Origin of the sequence: Streptococcus sp. S5 (assembly GCF_034134805.1) — a bacterium.
Lineage (GTDB): Bacteria > Bacillota > Bacilli > Lactobacillales > Streptococcaceae > Streptococcus > Streptococcus lingualis.
This window is the reverse complement of sequence record NZ_CP139419.1, coordinates 916,276-938,139: the sequence shown is the minus strand read 5'-3', so window position 1 is coordinate 938,139 and position 21,864 is coordinate 916,276. Positions and strand designations below refer to the sequence as shown.

Annotated in this window: 21 protein-coding genes; 2 read left to right on the top strand and 19 right to left on the bottom strand. The window is 41.7% G+C overall.

Translation table 11 applies throughout. The annotated features are described in order from the left end of the window. Positions 1-8: 8 nt before the first annotated feature. The 9 genes from SM123_RS04385 to recJ all read right to left on the bottom strand — a co-directional run bounded on the left by SM123_RS04385 (position 9) and on the right by recJ (position 8,376). Positions 9-692: a DnaD domain-containing protein gene (locus tag SM123_RS04385; RefSeq protein ID WP_003007874.1), complete on the bottom strand. Its 684-nt coding sequence runs from the start codon at positions 690-692 to the stop codon at positions 9-11. 9 nt (positions 693-701) lie between these two features. Continuing rightward, complete coding sequence (metA, locus tag SM123_RS04380; protein ID WP_021153511.1) at positions 702-1,646, bottom strand: homoserine O-acetyltransferase MetA; 945 nt, start codon at positions 1,644-1,646, stop codon at positions 702-704. Between the two features lie 101 nt (positions 1,647-1,747). Further along, positions 1,748-2,260 (bottom strand): adenine phosphoribosyltransferase, encoded by a 513-nt coding sequence (locus SM123_RS04375; protein ID WP_021153512.1) that lies wholly within the window; start codon positions 2,258-2,260, stop codon positions 1,748-1,750. A gap of 159 nt (positions 2,261-2,419) precedes the next feature. Next, complete coding sequence (locus SM123_RS04370) at positions 2,420-3,013, bottom strand: TipC family immunity protein (protein WP_320909924.1); 594 nt, start codon at positions 3,011-3,013, stop codon at positions 2,420-2,422. Beyond that, the gene (locus SM123_RS04365; protein WP_320909997.1) at positions 3,013-4,722 is read right to left on the bottom strand and encodes a hypothetical protein; all 1,710 of its coding nucleotides are present in this window, start codon (positions 4,720-4,722) and stop codon (positions 3,013-3,015) included. The genes SM123_RS04370 and SM123_RS04365 overlap by 1 nt, the downstream gene beginning before the upstream one ends. Further along, positions 4,719-5,093 carry a cingulin gene (locus tag SM123_RS04360; RefSeq protein ID WP_320909923.1) on the bottom strand — a complete coding sequence of 125 codons (375 nt, stop codon included), beginning with the start codon at positions 5,091-5,093 and terminating at the stop codon, positions 4,719-4,721. The genes SM123_RS04365 and SM123_RS04360 overlap by 4 nt, the downstream gene beginning before the upstream one ends. Beyond that, positions 5,081-5,353 (bottom strand): TIGR04197 family type VII secretion effector, encoded by a 273-nt coding sequence (locus SM123_RS04355; RefSeq protein WP_302992564.1) that lies wholly within the window; start codon positions 5,351-5,353, stop codon positions 5,081-5,083. The genes SM123_RS04360 and SM123_RS04355 overlap by 13 nt, the downstream gene beginning before the upstream one ends. A gap of 204 nt (positions 5,354-5,557) precedes the next feature. Continuing rightward, complete coding sequence (locus SM123_RS04350; RefSeq protein WP_320909922.1) at positions 5,558-6,154, bottom strand: TipC family immunity protein; 597 nt, start codon at positions 6,152-6,154, stop codon at positions 5,558-5,560. Next, on the bottom strand, positions 6,151-8,376 hold the full coding sequence (gene recJ / locus SM123_RS04345; protein ID WP_320909921.1) for a single-stranded-DNA-specific exonuclease RecJ: 2,226 nt from the start codon (positions 8,374-8,376) through the stop codon (positions 6,151-6,153). The genes SM123_RS04350 and recJ overlap by 4 nt, the downstream gene beginning before the upstream one ends. A 513-nt stretch (positions 8,377-8,889) precedes the next feature. Between recJ and SM123_RS04340 the strand changes: the two genes are divergently transcribed. Beyond that, on the top strand, positions 8,890-12,690 hold the full coding sequence (locus SM123_RS04340; RefSeq protein ID WP_320909920.1) for a Spy0128 family protein: 3,801 nt from the start codon (positions 8,890-8,892) through the stop codon (positions 12,688-12,690). Between the two features lie 77 nt (positions 12,691-12,767). Here SM123_RS04340 and SM123_RS04335 read toward each other — a convergent pair whose 3' ends face one another. The 9 genes from SM123_RS04335 to miaA all read right to left on the bottom strand — a co-directional run bounded on the left by SM123_RS04335 (position 12,768) and on the right by miaA (position 20,913). Continuing rightward, positions 12,768-13,511, bottom strand: a complete 744-nt coding sequence (locus SM123_RS04335; RefSeq protein ID WP_241672454.1) for a hypothetical protein — start codon at positions 13,509-13,511, stop codon at positions 12,768-12,770. 123 nt (positions 13,512-13,634) lie between these two features. Further along, complete coding sequence (locus SM123_RS04330; protein WP_241672453.1) at positions 13,635-15,113, bottom strand: hypothetical protein; 1,479 nt, start codon at positions 15,111-15,113, stop codon at positions 13,635-13,637. A gap of 242 nt (positions 15,114-15,355) precedes the next feature. Continuing rightward, a complete protein-coding gene (locus SM123_RS04325) occupies positions 15,356-15,760 on the bottom strand; it encodes a GNAT family N-acetyltransferase (RefSeq protein ID WP_155167573.1) in 405 nt (134 codons plus the stop codon). Between the two features lies 1 nt (position 15,761). Continuing rightward, on the bottom strand, positions 15,762-16,472 hold the full coding sequence (locus SM123_RS04320; protein ID WP_070595022.1) for a class I SAM-dependent methyltransferase: 711 nt from the start codon (positions 16,470-16,472) through the stop codon (positions 15,762-15,764). 10 nt (positions 16,473-16,482) lie between these two features. Continuing rightward, the gene (locus tag SM123_RS04315) at positions 16,483-17,238 is read right to left on the bottom strand and encodes an SDR family NAD(P)-dependent oxidoreductase (protein WP_070595023.1); all 756 of its coding nucleotides are present in this window, start codon (positions 17,236-17,238) and stop codon (positions 16,483-16,485) included. Position 17,239: 1 nt separating this feature from the next. Then, positions 17,240-18,169 carry a ribonuclease Z gene (gene rnz, locus SM123_RS04310; protein ID WP_049483030.1) on the bottom strand — a complete coding sequence of 310 codons (930 nt, stop codon included), beginning with the start codon at positions 18,167-18,169 and terminating at the stop codon, positions 17,240-17,242. A gap of 3 nt (positions 18,170-18,172) precedes the next feature. Continuing rightward, the gene (locus SM123_RS04305; RefSeq protein WP_070595024.1) at positions 18,173-18,802 is read right to left on the bottom strand and encodes a cystathionine beta-lyase; all 630 of its coding nucleotides are present in this window, start codon (positions 18,800-18,802) and stop codon (positions 18,173-18,175) included. Continuing rightward, entirely contained in the window at positions 18,786-20,033 is a 1,248-nt protein-coding gene (gene hflX / locus SM123_RS04300) for a GTPase HflX (RefSeq protein WP_155167571.1), read from the bottom strand. The genes SM123_RS04305 and hflX overlap by 17 nt, the downstream gene beginning before the upstream one ends. Next, positions 20,026-20,913, bottom strand: coding sequence for a tRNA (adenosine(37)-N6)-dimethylallyltransferase MiaA (gene miaA, locus SM123_RS04295; protein ID WP_070588853.1), 888 nt, complete (start codon positions 20,911-20,913; stop codon positions 20,026-20,028). Before miaA ends, hflX begins: the two co-directional genes overlap by 8 nt. Before the next feature lie 83 nt (positions 20,914-20,996). On the opposite strand from miaA, the gene SM123_RS04290 reads away from it, so the two are divergent. Beyond that, positions 20,997-21,167, top strand: a complete 171-nt coding sequence (locus tag SM123_RS04290; protein ID WP_003002781.1) for a DUF3042 family protein — start codon at positions 20,997-20,999, stop codon at positions 21,165-21,167. Positions 21,168-21,546: 379 nt separating this feature from the next. On the opposite strand, the gene SM123_RS04285 is transcribed toward SM123_RS04290, so the two are convergent. Continuing rightward, on the bottom strand, positions 21,547-21,864 hold the full coding sequence (locus SM123_RS04285; RefSeq protein ID WP_070595026.1) for a DUF4298 domain-containing protein: 318 nt from the start codon (positions 21,862-21,864) through the stop codon (positions 21,547-21,549).

Here is a 21,864-nt window from a genome sequence, read left to right as displayed (position 1 = left end):
GTCTCCTCTTAATCCTTCCACAAATCCATGGCCTTCAAGAAATCATCTGAAACTGTCACATTGCGTGGATTAGCCTGTTCACGCTCTTGCAGTTTCGCTTCTACTTGGGCCAGGCTGTTGATGCCTTCACTGCGCCAGTTGCGTAAAATGGCTTGGATATATTTCCAGTGAGGCTTGCCGTTAAAGACAGCTTCTCGTAATGCTGCCTTGATCACATCTGGATCTGTCTGATCCTCGCGTACTGTCTTAGTCAGGTCTTCAATCTCAAAAGGTGTCAAGAGTCGTCCCAGTTCTTGTTGGAAGGTTTCCACCAAGTCCTTGATGACATTTCCCTTAGCAGGCGCGCTTTGTGCCTTCCCTTGTGATTGTGCTTCTAAAATCTCATCCAAGCGCTCCAAGGCAATGGTCGCATCAAAGATGGCTTCAATCTCACCATTGAGCTCAATGGTCCGGTATTGAAGGAGTCCCTTGGTAGTCAAATTGGACATAATCCGATTGACCTCTGTCACCGTTTTTCCCAGATGACTAGCAATCTGATTGGGAGTTAAAGCCTCTTGGCCGGTCGTATTTTGAAGGAAGAAAAACTGCCAAACCAAGTAGTCATCTGCTTGGTCAAACAATTCATGATAATGAAAAAGCAAGGCACTTGGAAGAACCAAGTTGCCATACTTAAATGCTTGTGAATATGTCATAATTCCCCTTTATAGGTAACCATAAAATGAAATATCTTTTTCCAGTTCTTCCAAGCGGTAAGGTGTTTCTTGATAAACCGCATAGTTGATCCAATTACTGAAGAAGGTCGTCGCAGCTAGATTCCAACGAATGCGAGGCTCTGTATTAGCGTCATCGCCATCAAAGTAATTCTTGGGAACGTCCGGATCCAAGCCCGCCTTGACATCTCGGTGATATTCTTTTGCCAGCGTATCGCGATCATATTCCAGATGGCCAAAGCTATACACCTCACGCATATCTGGACTAGCAATGATGGAAAGGCCAACTTCATTTCCTTGCGCGATCACTTGAAGATTGCTCTTTTCAAGGACTTCCTTCAAAGGAATATCTGTATAACGAGAATGAGGGGCAAGGAAGCGATCGTCAAAGCCTCTCATGAGCAGACTTTCGGGACGCACCACTGCTTGGTCATAGATACCCGATAGCTTGTCACAGAGCTCTACTTTTTGAATCCCGTAACGGTGGTAAAGGCCAGCCTGGGCTCCCCAACAAAGGTGTAAGGTAGAAAAAACATGACGCTTAGACCATTCAAAGACCTGGGTTAATTCTTCCCAGTAGTCTACTTCTTCAAAGTCCATCTTTTCGACAGGCGCTCCTGTCACAATCAAGCCGTCATAGTAATTATCCTTAATATCCTCAAAGGTCTTGTAGAAACTCTCCAAATGCTCTGCCGCTGTATTCTTGGATTCATGGCTGGCCATGTAGAGGAAATCTACATTGATCTGCAAGGGCGTGTTGGCAAGAAGCCGTAAGAGCTGGGTTTCTGTCGCAACCTTGGTCGGCATCAGATTAAGAATGAGAACATTCATCGGCCGAATATCCTGGTGAGTCGCCCGAACATCATCCATGACAAAAATATTTTCTGAACGAAGGATATCGACTGCTGGTAATTTTTTATCTAGAGTAATTGGCATAAAAAGCTCCCATCTTACAAGTTCTTAACTAACATTATATGATAGGAGCTTATAGTTTTCAATTATGGTTTTTCTGTAGCCAGTTATAGTATTAGACTATATTAGTAATGCATCAAGACTTTGTAGTCGTAATCGCCGATCGCTTCGCGACCTTTCAAATCATCCAACTCGATCAAGAAGGCACACCCTGCAACAACTCCACCGAGTTTTTCGATCATTTCGATGGTTGCTTTCACCGTACCACCAGTCGCCAAAAGGTCATCAACGATAAGGACGCGTTGACCTGGTTTGATGGCATCTGCGTGCATGCAGAGGGTATCCACACCGTATTCTTTTTCGTAGTCAGCAGAAATGACTTCACGTGGCAATTTACCAGGTTTACGAACAGGCGCAAAACCAATACCGAGCTCGAAAGCGACCGGACATCCAACGATAAACCCACGCGCTTCAGGACCAACGATCATGTCGATTTTCTTATCCGTCGCGTATTGAACGATTTCACGAATCGCATAACTATAAGCATTGCCATCTGCCATCAAAGGGCTGATATCACGGAAGGTAATTCCTTCTTGTGGATAGTTTTCAATGCTTGCAATGTAATCTTTTAAATTCATGGTTAACTTTCTTTCATAAAAAATTTTTTACATTCCATTATATCATGAATTCTACTAACTTGCATCATTTTTTGCCAAATCATTTTCCCAAGCTCCCGCGTCAAAAGCAAAAATCCCACATCCGAAAAATGATGTGGGATTGAGTTCCAAAAAAACTTACTATTCTTCTATCAATTTGTTGTATTCAATTTTCATATCCCCCAAGTTTTTCAGGGAATAACGGGAACTTCCATTCTTAAACCAGGCACCAAGAATGTATTGTTCAGCGACCTTCTTACTTTGCTTTTTCAACCAAGTGCGGTCTTTGCCATAGGTGGCAAGGTGATCAAGAAGTTGCTGGTCCTCGTAGCTTGTCTCATTAATTGTCAAATAGAGGTCGCTTTGGTAAAAAATCTTTTTAGAGGCGTTATATTCAAATATCAAATTTACTGATGTATTTTCATCTAATTTGTATTTGTACATATAGAACCAATCCGCATTGCCTCTAAACATAGTAACAGCTAGATGCTCCTTTCCACCAACGATTTCATCTGAATAAGGATAAGTTTGAAATCCCTCGTCCTCCTTCCAGATGCGATCACTTCCAATCGTTTCTGTATAAGGTTTAAACATCACATAGCGCATCAAGCTACCATTTTCAGAGTAAGCGATCTCCTCCATGGGGTTTTTGAGGCTCAGGTAGATTCCCAGCCAATAAAGGCAAAAAAGTAAGATGGGAATCAACCAAACAAATAATTTAAATTTTTGCTTCATTATTCATCTTTCTTATATTGCATTTCTTCTTTTTCCAAACTTTCAATGAATAGGTAGGATGAATTATACTTTTCATGTTCCTTCAGATATTCCATTGATTGTTCTTCCGATGGTGTTTCATAAAGAACTGCATCACTTGTTTCTGCAATTATTTTTCCAGAGATCTCATCTGGTACTAAACTAGTAAAAATAGTTGATTTAACTTCCTCCAAGTCAACATTTTGTTTAAATTCTTTCTCTCTTAAATTTGGAGAGCTTTGCAGATCACTCATGTAACCATTCATCGCTTGCGTATAAGATTGAGTATTCGAAGTCATACGTTTTACAATATTAACAGAATCTAAGTCTGCAAGATAATCATCAATTCCAATAATTGGCTCCTTATCGGTCGCATTTCTAGTAGTATCACCTTCCCAGCCTGATAAGTCTTTAACATTTTTTCTTCCACCATAAATATCAGCTAAAACAAACCATCTAGGATTTAGATGTGTGGCCATTGTGATAGACTGATGAGTAAAGTCAGCTTTTTGATACATACTTTTTGCAACATCATAAACTTCTTCAGACGATATATTATTATTTGTATAATCTTTCACAACCTCTTCACTGTATTTTTTTAAGTTATCTTTATTATACAATCCAATTTTTTCATCTGTCCCAGATACTATATGTTGTACATTTAACATATCGTAAAGATGTTTTGACTCCTCTTTACTTAATCCTAGTTCATCCATAATTTCATCAAAGCTCTTCTCGAAATGCATAACACCATAAGTTGTTAACTCTTCATAGTAAAAATAATCAACTAAAGAACCCGCAGTTTCATCCCACTTAAATCCCGTATATGAGGCGCTTCCAATAATCCTAAGAAGTATGTAATCTTTTTCCTCTTGAGACTTATCTGGGAATTTTTTATCAATGCCATCTCTGACTTTTATGATTTCCCTTGCCGTCTGCTCGTTAAATCCATACTGCACCATCAGGTTCTGTGCAAACATGGCATCTTCTAGGGACAGATCTTGTAAACTTGGGGAATCGCTTACTATTTCCTGAGCCTTTAATTCATCAACCCAAGTCATATCTAGACCATCTGTATAGTAATTACCATTAGCATCAACAATCACTTGACTTAACCGACTTGCTCCTTGAATAGCAAGTTGAAGAACAGTTAAACTGTCTGAGAAAAATGATGCGACTTGAGATACAAACAATTCCAACTCATTAATTTTCTTTGTCACACTCTGAATTTCTGACTCTAGATTATTTTTTGAGTCAGTTAATTGACGAGAAGTCTCACGATGGGTATCGGAATTAAAAGGATATTTTAATTTATTAAAAAAGCTCTCATGCTCAGCAATCTGTTCATTAACAACTGTTAACATGTCTTCTTTACTTTTTTTGAGAGCTTTTAATTCTTCTAAATCAAGATTTCCATATTGAGATACAGGTTCATTTGCTGTTTTATATGAATTCAACTCGATCTGAATATCATCCACTGCTTCCTTGATTTTCGTAATTGCAGGGATAATAATATCGGTAAAAAGTCCTTTACCCGCAGTATACGCAGCTCCCTGTAATTTACCTGATTCCAAAGAACTTACCAAATAAGCGCAACCACTTGATAATCTTTCTGTAATTTCATTTGCGACTTCTATATTGTTTGATAGTGCATCAATTAATGTACTAGATTCTGAAGAACTATATTTCACACCCAAGGCAATCGATTCCTTTCTGATATTAATTTATCTCTTTGTTCATCCGTATTTCGACGGATCGATTGACTCCATTTTTCTATGTCATCAAAATGGATTTGCACATATTCGGACATTTGACGACGCAGTTCTTGATTATTTTCTAACTCCTGAATTCTAAATTGTGTTGACATATCCGATTCTGTTAGTAATGAGTCCACATCAGAAGACAGCTGTTCAAATTGCTCAGCTAAATAAAGAACTCTGTTTTCATGGCGCTTCTGTAATAATTTAAAATCATCTTCCTTTTCTTCAAGTTCTATAATTTTTCGAGTCAAAGTAGAGCGCTCTTTTTCGCTCTTATCTATTTTTTTATTTAATGATTCCATCTTTGAGATTCCTCTATATCTCTCTTTTCAATTACAGCAGCAATTTGAGGGAACTTGTTGGCTTGAATTAGAACTGCTTGACTAAATTCGCTAATAGCCTGAAGAACTGAATTTGTTACCTCCTTTCCATTTTCCATTCCTGTAATTTCTTGGGTGTAAGAAAATGAAACTTGCTGATTTTGCACATTACTGGTATCAACTGAAACCAGCTCACTAATTGCATCTGCAGCTGAAATAGCATTTGATTGTATTAAGACCATTTAATTCCTCCAAATAATTATTTATTAAGAGATCACTCTTAGTTTTCCATTGAGTTAGAAGTATTATAACATGCTTTTATAATTAAAAAAAGCTTAGTTAGTAGTATCTAAGCCTCATTGTAACTGATCTCCTATTATATTTATATACACTAAAATATCCCACATCTGAAAAAGATGCGGGATAATAATTGTTAGAAGAGCCTTTTACTGTCCTTCTATTAATTTGTTGTACTCAATTTTCATATCACCCAGCTTTTTCAAGGAATAACGAGAACTTCCATTCTTAAACCAAGTACCCAGGATGTATTGTTCGGCGACCTTCTTGCTTTGGTTTTTCAACCAAGTACGGTCTTTGCCATAGGTGGCAAGTTGCTCAAGGAGTTGTTGGCCCTCGTAGGTAGTATCTTCTTTAGAAAGGTAGACCTCTTTCTGGAAAAACAACTTTTTGGATGAGTTGTATTTAAATATAAAACCAAGTGTCACACCTTTTTCCAATTGAAGATCATACATATAGGTCCAGTTGGGCGTTCTCCTAAACATCATCACGGACAGTTCTTCGTTAGCATCGACAATTCCTTTAGAATAGGGGTAGGTCTGAAAATCCTCGTTTTCTTTCCAAATATCATCGTTCCCTATCGTTTCTGTATAGGGCTTAAACATCACATAGCGCATCAGCCCACCATTTTCAGAGTAAACGATCTCTTCCATAGGGTTTTTGAGGCTCAGGTAGATTCCCAGCCAATAAAGGCCAAAAAGTAAGATGGGTGTGAACCAGAGGAAGTGTTTTAGGTGTTTTTTCATGTGGCCTGTCCTGTCAGATAATCATAGATTTCGCGAACTGTTCCAAGAGCCATTAATTCCTGTTCTTTCACCGTTTGTTTGAGTTTTTGGTAGATAGTGCTTTCTGTGATTTCCCGTTTTTTTGCTGCTTTATTGACCTTCATGATCCCATTTTCAATGGTCACAAAGCCCAGCTCTTGGAAGATCTGGATCATTTTGACCAAGAGGATCTGCTGGATCTTGAGATAGGCTGCTAGATCTTTGAGTTTGTAGCGGACATCGAACTCTGGGTACTGATAGATGGTCTTATAGAGCTTGGCATACTGGTCCCTGCTACCATATCCTGTCAGATAGTAGGCTTTGGCGATCTCATTTTTGAAATAGACAGCCTGGAAATCATGCTCTTGGAAGATTTGCCGTAGTTGCTCTATATCCTCAGGGATATTTCCAACTACAACAGCGGATGCGCCTGTCAGATCTGGCAGTTCTTGGGTAAAATCCAGAACGGGAACACCTGCAGGGAGGCTGGCATTTTTAGAGCGGATATTGAAGAGCTGCACACCGTCCACACGCGCATCAACCAGCATGAGCTGGAGAGTCGTTTGACCATTCCATTGGTTGACCGACAACTGCACAGCTAGCTCTAGGTCTTGCGCCTGTGCAAACTCTGCCTCTAAGCTTCCCAAACCAAAGGCCACCACCTCAAAGGTCGCATCTTCTTGAGAAATTTTGAGTTTCAAATGGGTATTGCCGGCTCCCATCGAGCGCGCCCCTTCTACCTTGAAATTACGGACCAGAAAGACCGGCTTTTTATTGTCCATGCCAAATGGACTCAGGCGATCAAAGCTTTTCAAGGTCTCAAGCGTTAGTTCTGTTAGATGTAGTTCCTCGTCGATGGCTAAGCTGGACTTGCTGCTGAGATCAATTTCTTGTTCTGCAATGTAATCCGTAAGAGCCTGAGACAAGGCAGGAAGTTGGTCCACCTCCAGCGTCATCCCTGCTGCTCCGGCATGTCCTCCAAAGGCGACAAAGAGCGACCGGTAGGGATCGAGGGCTTCAAAGATATTGACCGACTCAGGACTCCGAGCGCTCCCCTTAGCTCGTCCATCTTCGATGCTTAAAACAACGACCGGCTGATGAAGCTCTTCCAACAAACGACCAGCGACAATACCAAGGACCCCTGGATTCCAGCCTTCTTTGGCCAAGACCTGGGCTGACAAACTTGGATCCACCATGGTTTTAGCTTCGTCATAGATAGCTTGGACAATTTCTTTACGTTCTTCATTCTTCTGATGAATCATGAGGGCAATCTCGTGCGCCTCTTCATCGTCAAATCCTGTCAGTAGTTCGATAGCTGGATTAGGGTCATCAAGGCGGCCAAGAGCATTGAGACGAGGAGCAATCTGAAAACCAACCGTTTCTTCATTGACATCCTCCGGACGAATCCCTGCGATCTCCAAGAGCTCCTGCAAGCCCATGCGCTGGGTATGTTGGAGAACACCCAGACCGTATTTGACCAAGATCCGATTCTCGTCCGTCAGACTGACCATGTCTGCAATAGTCCCAATGGCTACCAAGTCTAAGAGATCGACTGGTACTTCCTCAAGGAGGGCACAAGCCAACTTAAAGGCCACACCACATCCTGCTAGATAATGGAAGGGATAATCCGCATCAGGATGCTCCGGATGAATGATCGCATAAGCATCAGGCAAAACCTCTGGCATAGAGTGGTGGTCGGTCACGATAACATCAACCCCCATCGCTTGGGCCATGGCAATGGCTTGATTGCCCGCTACCCCATTGTCCACCGTGACAATCAGGGAAATGCCTTGTTGCTCGATAAAGTATTTGTAGACACTCTCATTGGGACCATAGCCGTCTGTGAAGCGGTTGGGTAGGTAGACTTGCACCTCTGCTCCCATCTGCTCCAAGGTTTCCTTCATAATGGAGGCTGAGGTCATCCCGTCCGCATCATAGTCTCCGTAGATGAGGATCTGCTCATAATCTTCGATAGCCCGTCGGATGCGCCCCACTGCCTTGTCCATATCATGGAGCAAATAAGGGTCATGTAGCTTCTCCAACTTGGGTTCTAAAAAGTCTTCTAAATCCTCTTTGGTTTGAATGCCACGCTCATACAGCAAGGTTGCTACGGACGCTTCCAGGCCTGCTTTTTTGGCAAGGGCTAAAAAGGCCTCATCTGCACTTGGCGAAGCTAACTGCCAATCGTATTTTGAAGTGATCATCTAGCTTTTGGTCTCCTCTTTTTCTTATCTGAATATTATATCATGAAAGGTTAAAATGGCGGGAAATAAAGGGTTAGGTAATAGTTGGAACAAAATGAACAATATCCTCTATTTTTGTTGCATTTAGCTTGACTTATCACACTAAAAGAATATAATAAGTATGATAATAATCTTTTAAAAATGTAATGGGATGATTATTCTGTTAAGTTTGCACTGCTTATTATCATTTTATATTATGAAGCGTAAATTTCTTCCGTTTTTCTATCGAATCATTGTTTTTAGAAAGTTTGTTTCAGGTCCAACCAATCCTCTAGTATGGACAGACTAAAGATAGGATATTGAGGTATGCTCCCATATTTTCTCTATAGAGGTAAGGTCCTTCTTCTCTAAATACATGTTCAAATAAAGCAACTGATTGTATGGAGCAAAGATCAGGAGTTTTTCAGTTTTAGGAGATATCACTATATAGAAAAACTTTACGAAATTTATGCAAAAGAAAGGAAATGAGGCCAATTGAAATTTCTATATAAAAAGATAGTTGCATTTGTAGCTATCATCGCCGTGGTAGCCTTAGGCTTGTCTGTGATCAAACCTGTTAGCGCGGCTACTGTTTCACCAACTGTTACCAATTTAAAGGCTCAGGCAAGTGGACAAAAAGTTACCTTTTCATTTGACTGGGATTTAACTGGGAAGTCAGTTAAAGAAGGCGATACGTTTACCATTGATGCTCCAGAAGGTGTCAATATCACTGAAGTTGCAACTCAATCACTCCAAGCAAATGGAGCTGAAGTCGCAACCATTTCGATGACAAACAAAAAGATTACTTTTACTTTTAAAAAAGCAATCGAATCCATGAACCAAAACGTTAAAGGGGGCTTCTCATACAAAGCAGAATGGGACAACACTCCTGGAAATCCCGGCAACAAGACTGCCACTTCTAAGGTTGGTTCCGAATCCGTTGTCATCACACGTCCTGATGGTCCTGGAGTATTTGAATCTGTGTTGAACAAGTACAACCTTACTGGTGACTTTGTAGCTAAGCAATTCAAACTTGACGCTTCTGAAAACTATGCCTGGATGAATGTTGGAGATGACTACTATCTGACAAAATGGTTCATCCGTATCAACGGAGATGGTAAGAAACAAGCCATCACAAACCCTGTTGTGTCAGATAAAATCCAAGCTCCAGCAGTCGATTACTCAAAAATCACTTTTGCTCCTGCTGCTAACCACGCTGCAAATGAATTCTTTGTGGGAACTTACTTGAAACCTTCCTTTACTTTGAGAAAAGGTGGACAAGTGGTTGCTTCTGGTTGGGACTTCTGGAAACATGTGAAATTCGATGCTGACGGCAATGGATTTACCGTGAATTTATCAGATGTCAGTGATGTCTTTAAAACAGCATCAAGCGATGAATTGATCGTTGAATACCAAACATTAATTCCTAAGACAACCATTCGCGTTGACAACAATGCAACCTTGACAGCTGATGAAATTACAACACCTCAAACTGACCCAGCATTCTGGAACAACAATGAGTTGAAATTCTGGGTATCTGGTGACAAGACTGTTACAGTTCAAAAAGAATGGGTTGGCGATAGCGAATCTGATCGTAAAGACATTACTGTTCAATTATTGGCCAATGGTCAAAAATTAGATGGAATGACTAAAACATTAACAAAAGATTCTGGTTGGTCTGCTGAATTTTCTAAATTACCAGGGATTAAAGATGGAAAACCTATTGTTTATACGGTAGAAGAAACGAATACACCTGATGGTTATACTTCAAAAGTTGAACCAATCAATGAATCGAATGTTATTAAAGTTGTAAACACTTCAAACAAACCAAAAGTTACTGAAACTACTGCAAATCTTGTTGTTAAGAAAGCTTTCGAAGTAGCCGGTGATCAGGAACATACACAACTTCCGATTACAGAAGGTCAATTCGAATTTGTCTTGAAAGACGAAAACAACAAAGTAGTCGAAACTGCCAAGAACCAAGCAGACGGCACTGTTAAATTTAAGTCACTGACCTTCAATAAGGAAGGTAGCTATACATACGCTATCACTGAAAACAAGGGTACTGATGCTACTATCAACTATAGTACTCAAGCCGTTAAAGCTACTGTTGATGTGAAAAAAGAAAACGACAAACTCGTCGCTACTGTCACTTACTCAGGTGGAGATGGTGAACAAAAAAATACGATCACCAATACTCAAAACAAACCAAAAGTTTCAAATGCTAAGGTGACCTTAAAACTTAAAAAAGCATTTGAAGGTGGCGAACTCAAGGGTGATGACTTTGAGTTTGTTGCGAAAGATTCAAACGATCAAGTTGTTGGTACAGCTAAGAACAACAAAGATGGTTCGATAACTTTTGATAACATCACTGTAGACAAAGCAGGGACATTCAACTATACCATCACTGAAACAAAAGGTAGTGACAAGACCATTACCTACAGTGATAAAACCATCACGGCTACAGTTGTAGTGGTTGAAAAAGACAAGGCCTTGGTTGTAGAACAAATCAGCTACTCTGATGGTCAAACTGAGACAAATACGTTCACCAACAAAAAAGAAGCTCCTAAAACAGAAAGTGTAACAGCTACACTTCAAGTGAAAAAGCTCCTTAAAGAAGGTGAAACAACCTTACCGTTGACAAACGATCAATTTGAATTTGTCTTGAAAGAAGGAAACAATACCCTTGAAACGGCTAAAAACAAAGCAAATGGTACTGTAAGCTTTAAAGAACTTTCTTATACTGAAGAAGGAACACATACATACACCATTACCGAAAACAAAGGTACGGATGCTTCTATCAACTATAGCACACAAACCATCACTGCTACAGTTGATGTGAAGAAAGCAAACGATAAACTCGTCGCTACTGTGACTTACTCAGGTGGAGATACTGAGAATGGTGATATGTTTACAAATACGAAGACACCTCCAACTCCTGTTCCTCCAACAGTGAAACCAACGACAGCTCAATTCAAGGCTAAAAAAGTATTGGCGATCAATGGTTCGAGCGATCGTACATTGAAAGCCAATGAGTTTACTTTCCTTCTCAAGGATCAAGCTGGTACGCTCGTTGACACCAAGACAAATGGTGAGAATGGGGATATTCTCTTCAATCCAGTAAGCTTTAATGAAGCTGGTACGTTCACCTACACAATTGTTGAACAAAAACCAGCTACACCAGAATCAGCTATTACCTATGATGAAATGGTTCATACTGTAACAGTAACTGTTACAAAAGACGAAAATGGACAATTGAATGCGGATGTGCAATACGACGGTAAAAAGGATACTCCTACTTTCACCAACACGTACACACCTCCAACACCTCCAACTCCAAGTGAAAAACAAATTACCACAAGCAAGATTTTAGAAGGTCGTGACCTTCAAGGTGGTGAATTTAGCTTTAACCTCTTGGACGAAAATGGAACTGTTCTTCAAACAAAACAAAATGCTGCAGATGGTACAGTGACATTTGATGCGATCGCCTACACGGAAGCGATGATTGGTACTCATAAATATACCATTAAAGAAGTCCTACCAGCTGATCAGGCAAATATCCAATATGACGAAGGTCAAGTGGATGTCACAGTGACCGTCACAAAAGATGAAGCATCAAACGCTATCCAAGCAGTTGTTTCATACGGTGCGAAGAAAACCTTTATCAATAAGGTCATCCCACCAACTCCACCAACAGTGAATAATCCTGAATTGAAACTTTACACCCTTAGAGTTCGTAAGGTAGATGAAAAGGGTGATTACCTTGCCGGTGCGGTATTTGGACTCTTTGAAGCGGATGGTGTGACACCTGTTGCAAATCCTTATGGTCAAGGCCAAGCACAAGCGATTTCTGGTCAAGACGGACTTGCAAGCTTCGTTGGATTTGAAGCTAAAGAGTATGTCATCAAAGAGCTCTCAGCTCCAAGTGGTTACCAACTTTCAGATACAACCATCAAGGTCTCTGCAAGCGACTTTGCTTCTGCAACAAACCTTGTCGTTGATAAAGGAAACGTGGTGAATAAACTTCTTCCACCTCCACCATCAACAGATATTCCAAATATACCAACACCAAGTAATAGCAAACCTAAAACTCCATCACCAAATGGAGATAAGCCTAAGCCTAGTGACAAACCTAAATCTAGTGAAACTCCTAAATCTAGTGACAAGCCTAAAGAAGGTAAACGATCTCTTCCTTCAACAGGAACTGCAGATCATTTAGGACTTCTTGTAACTGGTTTGACATTCGTCGCTACAGCTATTGCTTCTATGACACTTAAGAAGAAGGAAGACTTCTAAGCAACATGAAAGATCTAGTCAAACACGACTAGATCTTTTTTTGTATCTGCTTCTCTTATTCTGGTTTGTTTTGATCTTCATAAAAAAACAACTTTCCCATCTTTAACCTTGAATGAGTAACTAGTGGAATCGGCGTAACAGCCTTTGGAATAGTAGAAATCATAGGCACCATCCGGTAGTTTGCTAGCGTCTAATTTTTTGGCTGCTGCTTTTAAGTCTTGTTCCTTAACGGATACACCATCCTTTATATAAATAGTCATACGGATTAACTCTTGATCGATTAAGGTCTGAAAAGGGATTTGATAGTAACCAGCAAAGTCCTTTTTCCCTTCTTTGAGATTTTGACTTGCGATACTATCTAGAATTTGCTCCTTCTCATCACGGTTGGAGTTAGATAAAAAACCAAAGAAACTAATATGAAGACCTAGAGATTGCTTCTTTAATTGTCCCTCAATTTTCTTCTCCTTCTTTTGGACAGATTGCTGCTTCAAGTACGCTTCCTTATACTCTGGAAGATGGTCACTAGTTGTATCTGTCCAATCATTATGAAACACCGTATCCGTTTCTAATGTCACTGTTTGTCCATCATAGGTTTTCTCAGAGTAGGTATAAGACACATGATAAGTTGGGATTTCCAAAGCAGTCCAATCCAGTTTGTTTATGGTCACATCCCCATGCAGACCAACCTTAGCAAGCTCACTGCTGACTACTTCCTTCGCCTTTTTATAATCACTCGGTTTCATGATCTTGCAACTGGAAAGAAGAAAAAAACAAAGAATAAGTGGAATTCCTGCGAATAGTTTGAAATAGTTGGGCTTCATAGCCTGACCTCCTTGCGAAATTCAACCTAATCGATTAATTTTTTACAGCAGTCATATCTGAACAACCTATGAACCGATTGAAAATTCTAATGATAATTGAGAAGTTCCTATTATATGACATGACTATTTTTGAACGACCCATTTTGCATCACCATAAACAACCGTAAATGGTCCATCCCCATCTGTTAAATAATTAATTTTATATTTACCCGACTCTCCTGCCTCAAGGACTGTTGGCTGTTTGTAATTTAAAGTATTATTCAACATATAAGCAGATTTGCCATGGCCATCATAGAGATCTACATTTGTATAATCCGGAGTATTTTCAATACTGAGAGGTGTTGTATTCGATATGGTGAATTCGACGATCAATCGATGTTGTTTTTTCCTTGTATCGATACGGTCTTGATCATCCTGAACATCCAAATTTGGATCGTCTGTTACACTATTCAGTGTAACTTCTAAGCCATTAGCAAATACAACTGGCTCTCCAATTGCATAACTTTTAACAGGATTTTTGGGATTAAAATTCTTTAATTTTTCTTTTATCTTTTGTCCGTCATTATTATTTCCAGATGGGATGGTCCAAAAGATATTATTCTCATCTTGCTTACCATACTGATTATCCCCCTTCATTTGTTGAGGGATTTGTAAGAGAATAGCCAAGTTTTTTAAATCAATTCGAACATCACCTTGATTTGTCACTTCCATTTCAACCGTGAATTCCGTAGGCGAAGTTTTACTATAAGCATAACCGGATAATGAGGTTGCCTCGAAATTTTTGTTAACTAACTGTTGTAAAACTGTTGAAAGCATGATATAGGAAATATGATCATCTCGATTTATTTCTTTTTCAGCATACCTTTGATGGAATTCATCGAGCCAATCATAGAAGGCTTGATTGAAATCTGACTCATTAGGATTTTTATAATATTTATTCCCTCTCGGTAAAAGCTCTGGGAAGTACGTTGGTACCTGAATGCGAATAAATACTTTGTTTCCCTTAACTGCATAGCCCTTTAATTCATATTTTTTTCCAAAGCTCAATGCATTCGTCATGAGCTTCAAATACATGGGACCATATATTTTGAGGGGGTACTTCTCACCAAGATATTCCACATAAGTATTTGGATCAAAAGTACTACTGTTTTTTTCAATTTTAGGGATAATATAATCGTTCCAGAGTCGAGTATACATATCCTCTTGATTTTTTGCCCCATTGGCCTTGATTACTGTGTCTATTCCCCTTGGATCTACATAGATTCCTTCAACGACCTGCAAAGCTTTTTGAACTCTTCCTTCCTCAGATAGAGAGACTTCATTCGGTTGCTGTCCATATATTGAAATACCATCGCTATCATCTGACCTCATATATTGTGGAAGTTTTTCAAACGTTATGTATCTGATACTGTTCTTTGCATCCCAATCAAATGTTGCTGCAGGTCCTGTCTTGTCAAAATGAATGTTTTTTCGATCGATTTTCTTCTGTACTTCTTTATTCGAAGAACCTTGTTTTTCTACAGTTCCTTGTTTGCAGGCACTCAAACATACTGGTATAAGTACCGAACATAAGAAAAGGCCCCATTTTATTTTCTTCTTCATTCCATCTCCTCCTAATCTCATCCTCATTTTACCATCAATCACCCCTTTTGTCAGTCAAATAGATAAGAGGCTGGGACAAAAGTCCTAGCCTCTCAATTGTTTTTGGATTGTCGAGCAAGACGCAGTGGTTGAGTGGGCTCTACTACGCTGATTTCATCAGCTTTTACACCCCTACTCAACTGTGAGGAGGTGGGACGACGAAATCGAATTCTAACGAATTACCGATTTCTGTCCCACTCTCTTTATTTCATATAGATCATCCCTGTACAGGCTTGCTCTGAAAGTTCAACAAAGCCCAGGGATTGGTAAAAGGCTAGATTTTTCTCGCTACGTTCAGTGACTAGGAGCCGTTGATAGACAGTGGGGAAGGTCGCTAAAGCCTCTTCTAAGAGTTTCCTTCCGATGCCTTGGCGCTGGTGATCTGGTCGTACCAAAAGGTCCTGCACCAAAAGGACAGAGTGGCCATCTCCTACTAAGCGGATATAGGCGACGAGCTCTTTCTCATCATAGACAGCCAACTGCCAGAGACTGGCTTTGACAGCCTTTTCTAGCATAGCTGGGTTGTTGGTATAATTGGTCCAGCCAACCGAGCCGTAGAGTGCGAGTAGGTCTGTCATCGCTGGAATTTCTTTTTTATAATGTAACATCTTAACTCCTTTTTAATCTATAGTGCTGGAAAAAGGCGATATCCCGGTAAGGGGACTCTTGGCAAACAGCTAGCTCCATCTTGAGCATAGACTCTCGCCAGCCTTCTTGGCCCTTGAAGTGGTTGTCCTGCAAGGCATAAAAGACACGGATTCCTTGGTAGTCCTGAACTTCGAGGGCTAGATCGTCTACTGCTCTATCTAGATCATAGGCCTGAGCCAAGCCCATGGAGTGAGTTTCCAAGTCCTGACCTGCTAGGAGATCAAGCGCCTTCTGAGTATCATTTTCAAAGACCACCGTCTGCAGAACGCGGCCAACCTCATTGTGCTTGACGATAGAGAGCAGGCCTCCTGGTTTCAAAAGACGGGTGAATGCCTTGAGAACCACCTTGCGATCCTCTACATACTCCAAGACATTGTGACAGAGGATGACATCAAAACTAGCATCTTCAAAGCTCTCTATCTGGTCCAGACTTCCGACGAGTTGCTGGTAAGGATGACCCTGGACCCGCAAGGCTACCATTTCCTCATTAGGCTCCACAGCAAGGACTTCATTGTCTTGTGCCAGGTGGTTGGCCACGAGACCGAAGCCACTGCCAAAATCAAGCACTCGCTTGCCTTTGATGTCTTTCAATTGTTCAAAAAGGATATCATAATAGATCTGTCCCCAGGGTTGCTGGAGGTTTTCTAAATAGGCTTGAATATTCGCCGCCATCTATCTCCTCCTATTTGAAATTGAACATCTTGCAGGCTAGCTTGTCTGAGATGCGAGGGAAAAGGGTATAGAGCTTGTGGGTCAGGTTCAAGAGCCAAGGAAGATTGAGCTCGCGTTTTGCTTTTCCAAAGTTCTTCACGATTTTCTTGGCCACAAAGTCCGGTTCCAAAATATAGCGATCCACAGCTTTGACATAGCTTCCGTCAGGGTCTGCCTGATCAAAGAAAGTGGTCCGGATGGGGCCTGGATTGACCGTCGTCACATGAATACCAAAGGGCATCAGTTCTAACCGCAAGGAATTGGAGAAGCCGATGGCTGCAAACTTAGTAGCTGAATAAAGGCTGGATTTGGCTGTTGCGACGAGACCCGCCATGCTGACGATGTTGACGATGTGCCCCTTGCCTGCTTCCTTCATGCGGGCACCCATCAAGCGTGAAAACTGCATGAGGGCAAAGGTATTGACCTCAAACATCTCCTGCACCTGCTGGTCAGAAATGCGATCAAAGGCCTCAAAAATCCCATAGCCTGCGTTGTTGACCAAGATATCAATCTGCCCGTAGCGCTGATAGAGCTCTTCTACCAAATCTTGGACGGCTGAGGAATCAGTGATATCGATCCCGATGCATTCAGCTTGGGGATGACTGGCATAGAGCTTTTCCAGTTTTTCTTGATTTCTACCTAGGAGAATCAGCCGATCTTCAGGGAGGAGCTTGACCATTTCTTGGGCCAAGCCTCCACTTGCTCCTGTTATGAGAATAGTTCGCATCTTAGATCTCCACTTCTTCCAAATCTTTGACGACATAGACATTTTCAAAAATGGTGGACGCATCCTTGCGCAATTGGCTGATGTCTTTTGATAAGAAGCGAGCACTGATGTGGTTTAAAAGAAGGCGCTTGGCTCCAGCTTCACGCGCCACTTCTGCTGCCTGCATATTGGTCGAGTGGCCGTGTTTACGAGCAATCTTCTCATCGCCCTTGCCATAGGTAGACTCATGGACCAAGACATCCGCATTGACCCCGAGGCGGACGCTGGCATCAGTCTTTCTGGTATCTCCAAGGATCGTGATAATCTTACCAGGCCGAGGGGCTGAAATATAATCCGCTGCAATGATCTTAGTCCCATCTTCCAGGGTGACATCTTGGCCATTTTTGACCTGACCAAAGAGCGGTCCAAAGGGAACACCCGCTGCCTTCAGCTTATCTGCGTCCAGCGTCCCTTCGAGGTCTTTTTGCATGATCCGGTAACCCACACAGAAAATGGTGTGGTCCAAAGCCTCCGCATAAACCGTGAATTTATCAGTTTCTAAAATCTTACCTAGAGAATGTTCATCGAATTCATGAAAATGGATGCGGTAAGGTAGCCGAGAGCCTGATACACGAAGACTAGTCATCACAAAGGATTTGATCCCTACTGGTCCATAGATATCCAGATCCGTCTGCTCTTCATTGGCCTGAAAGGCCCGACTAGAGAGGAAACCTGGCAAACCAAAAATATGGTCTCCGTGTAGGTGAGTGATAAAGATCTTGCTAACCTTTCGCGGACGAATGGTCGTTTCTAAAATTTGATTCTGTGTCGCTTCGCCACAATCAAAGAGCCAGACTTCATTAATCTCGTCCAGCAATTTGAGCGCTAGGCTCGATACATTACGGGCTTTTGAGGGTTGCCCAGCTCCCGTTCCTAAAAATTGAATGTCCATTGTCTACTTTCTATCTATATAAATCATGGCCGTCCGGTTCTCTGAACGGAAAGAAAGGTTGCCTGGGTAGGCTTGCGCTAGCTCGAGAAGCTCCTCTTGGTTATATCCTGACAGTTTCAAGCGTCCATCTTCCAAGGTCATCAAGTCAGTTAGGGCTGAGAGGGCTTCTGTTTTAGTGACCCCTTCTGGTTCAGCCTCTTGCAAGCAGATCTTGCCATCTTTTTCAAAGACCAAACAATGTGGAAAGATCTCTGCAATTTGGAATAAAATGGCAGGGGTGATATCCTCTGTTGGATGTTCAGCAAAGACACAGGCTAGCTCTTCATTTACGTAAGCCAAGCCATAAGACTTACCCGACAAGTTGAGGCGAATAAAGGGCTTTCGTTCATCAAAGGTTTGCTGAACTGTGAATAAGTCAAATGCCCGGCTCAGGTCCAAGAAATAATCCATTGCCTCCTTGGGGCTCTTCTTTTGGTAGAGCTCTGCAAAATAGGCGTTGATCACACTTGGGGGAGGCGTAATCACACGGAGACGCAATTCCTCAGGGATCGTGCTTAAAAGATTGGTCAGATAGACCCGATCGAGGCTGGTATAGCCTCCATATTTTATTGCTAAATCAACGTAATCCGTCATAAAATTCTTCCAACTTCCACTTATTTTTCTCTGCGATATAGCCTTGAATGACCTCGACATCCTCTTCAAATTCGCGCTGGTCAATGATCACAACCGTCTCTAGGTCATGGGTCCGATAGGATTTTGAAAAGGGAACGCGAATGGTAAAGGGAACAAAGAGTTCTCTCAATTTTTCTAGAAGCAAAGCCTGGAGATCTTCACGGGCTGTCTCAGAGCGCGCTGAAATCAGGCTAAAAGGTGTCTGGGTTGGTGTAAAGTCTGCAACTTTATCTGCTTTGTTGTAAAGCGTCAAGCGAGGGATCTCCAGCATATCCAGGTCCTTCATGATCGAAAGCACGGTCTTTTCATGCTCTTCATGATTAGGATCAGACGCATCGATGACATGGACCAGGAGGTCTACATTCTTACTTTCTTCCAAGGTCGACTTAAAGCTCGATACCAACTCTGTTGGTAGATCTTGGATAAAGCCAACCGTATCGGTCAGCGTCACTTGCAGATTGCCTGTTAGATGGATGCTCTTGGTTGTGGCGTCCAAGGTCGCAAAGAGTTCATCGGCTTCATACTGGCTCTTACTGGTCAACTGATTCATAATAGTCGACTTTCCTGCATTGGTATAGCCGATCAGACCAATCTTGAAGACAGGTGATTCCAAGCGTTTTTCACGAAGGGTTTCCCGGTTCTTTTCAACTGCCTTGAGCTGACGCTCGATATCGGTGATTTGATTGCGAACGCTCCGGCGGTTCAACTCCAACTGACTTTCCCCTGGTCCACGAGAACCAATTCCCCCAGCCTGACGGCTGAGCATGATCCCTTGACCGACAAGGCGTGGCAAAAGGTATTTGAGCTGGGCCAAGTGCACCTGCAACTTCCCTTCATGACTCCTAGCCCGCATGGCAAAGATATCTAAAATCAGCTGCATCCGGTCAATGACCTTGACCCCAAGGATTTCTTCTAAATTGACATTTTGACGGGGGGTTAGGCGGTTATTGACCACTACCGTCGTGATCTCATCTGCTTCGACCATTTGAGCGATTTCTTCGAGTTTTCCTGAGCCGACAAAGGTCTTGGTGTCGTATTTCTCCCGCTTTTGTGTATAGGAGCCCCGGACATCTCCACCGGCTGTTTTAGCCAGGCTCGCCAACTCCTCCATAGACATATCAAAATTGTCCATGCCTTGAAGTTCCACACCGACCAAAAGGATGCGTTCTTGTTTTTTTTCTGTTTCAATCATGCTGTAAAAACTCCTTTACATCTGCAAGAACCTGCTCCTTGAAGTGGGGGGCAGAAATGGCATAAAATTTTACTTCCATCCGATTTCGAAACCAGGTCAGCTGCCGTTTGGCAAAACGACGCGTATTGCGCTTGAGGATCTCACTGGCTTCCTCAAGGCTCTGTTCTCCCTTAAAGTAAGGAAAGAGTTCCTTGTAACCAATGCCTTTAGCTGCCTGAACTTCCGGATGGTCATCATAGAGCCACCGAGCTTCATCCAGCAAGCCCTCCTCTAGCATGCGATCTACTCGGCGATTGATGCGATCATAGATCAAGGACCGTTCATCATCTAGACAGATGAGATAGGGTTCATAATCGGTCTCTTCGTTTGCGAGGTCCTGCCCAAAATGCGCAATTTCAAGAGCCCGCATGGCCCGACGTCGATTGAGTTGAGGAATCACAAGTCCTTGCTCCGCCACTCTTTGGTACAAGTCTTCGTCCGACAGCAAGTCCAATTGAGCGCGATAGGCCAGAATCTCTTCATGAGGAACTTCACCACCTAGATGATAACCTTCGAGCAGACTTTGGATGTAAAGACCCGTCCCACCTGCAATGATAGGAAGCTTGCCTCGAGCTGTGATATCCTCAATCGCAGCCTTAGCTTCTCTTACAAAATCAAAAGCCGAGTAAGACTCGGTCACCTCCCGGACATCGATCAAATGATGGGGAGCTGCAGCTTGCTCTTCTGGTGTCGCCTTGGCTGTTCCAATATCCAGCTTGCGATAGACTTGTTGACTATCGCCACTGATAATTTCACCATTGAGAGCTTGTGCCAAATCGATCGCAAGAGCTGTTTTTCCAACAGCAGTCGGTCCCACAATCACAATTATCTTGGTTTTCATCGTTTTTCCTTGCAAAATTCACGTTTTTTCGTTACCATATATTATAACATAAATATTTAAAGTTCAGAAAAGGAGAAATTCTCATGGCTAAAGGATTTGGTAAAGGTTTTGTTACTGGTGTTGCTGGTACAGTTGCTGCTGTCGCAGGTGCAGTTTACACATTCAAGAAAAAAGTAATCGAACCAGAAGAACAAAAAGCAGCTTTCATCGAAGAAAACCGCAAAAAAGCAGCACGTCGCCGTGTCTCACACTAATCATTCAAAAAGCTCCGGAAAACCGGAGCTTTTTTTGCTGAAGAAAAAGTCCATTTTGGAAAATTTTCTTTTACTGGTAGGATTTGTTACGATATGCTAACACAAGTAATACTAAAAAAATTAGAATGATATATATTATGTTTGATTCAAACATATACTGAAACTTTCCGCCGTGAGAAAAGTGCTAGAAACACTTTTGTTTCTAGCACTCGGGAGTTTTGAAACTTTAGGTTCAAAACTAAGTCATGGAACTTCGTAGAAGTTCGCTGACGTCCGTACTCACCTGAGGAAAGTTTCTTTGTTGATGTTTATCTTCAATTTGAAAGCTCCGGAAAACCGGAGCTTTTTTGTGTGGTTCAAAGAAGTTTAGATTGAAATTTCACCGTTCTTTGATCATCTTCGTTGCGATCTCCAAGAGTTCCACTCCCATCTGAAAATGCTCGTCTAACAAATCATAGACGGCATCTTCGGACAAGACACCACAAGGAAGATCGGCTGGAAAGTCAGCCTGATTGGACAAGTCCAAGTCATCAAAATAGGCCTGACTACTATAATAATCGCGCAGTTGGATATAGCTATCTTGATGCTCTCTTAGCTGATCCACTGCTTTTTTGGTTTCTTCCAAAGTCTTGGCATAGTCATTCAAATAACCTTCCATTCTTTGGATCCGTTCGATGTTTTCCTGTGCAATTGCCAT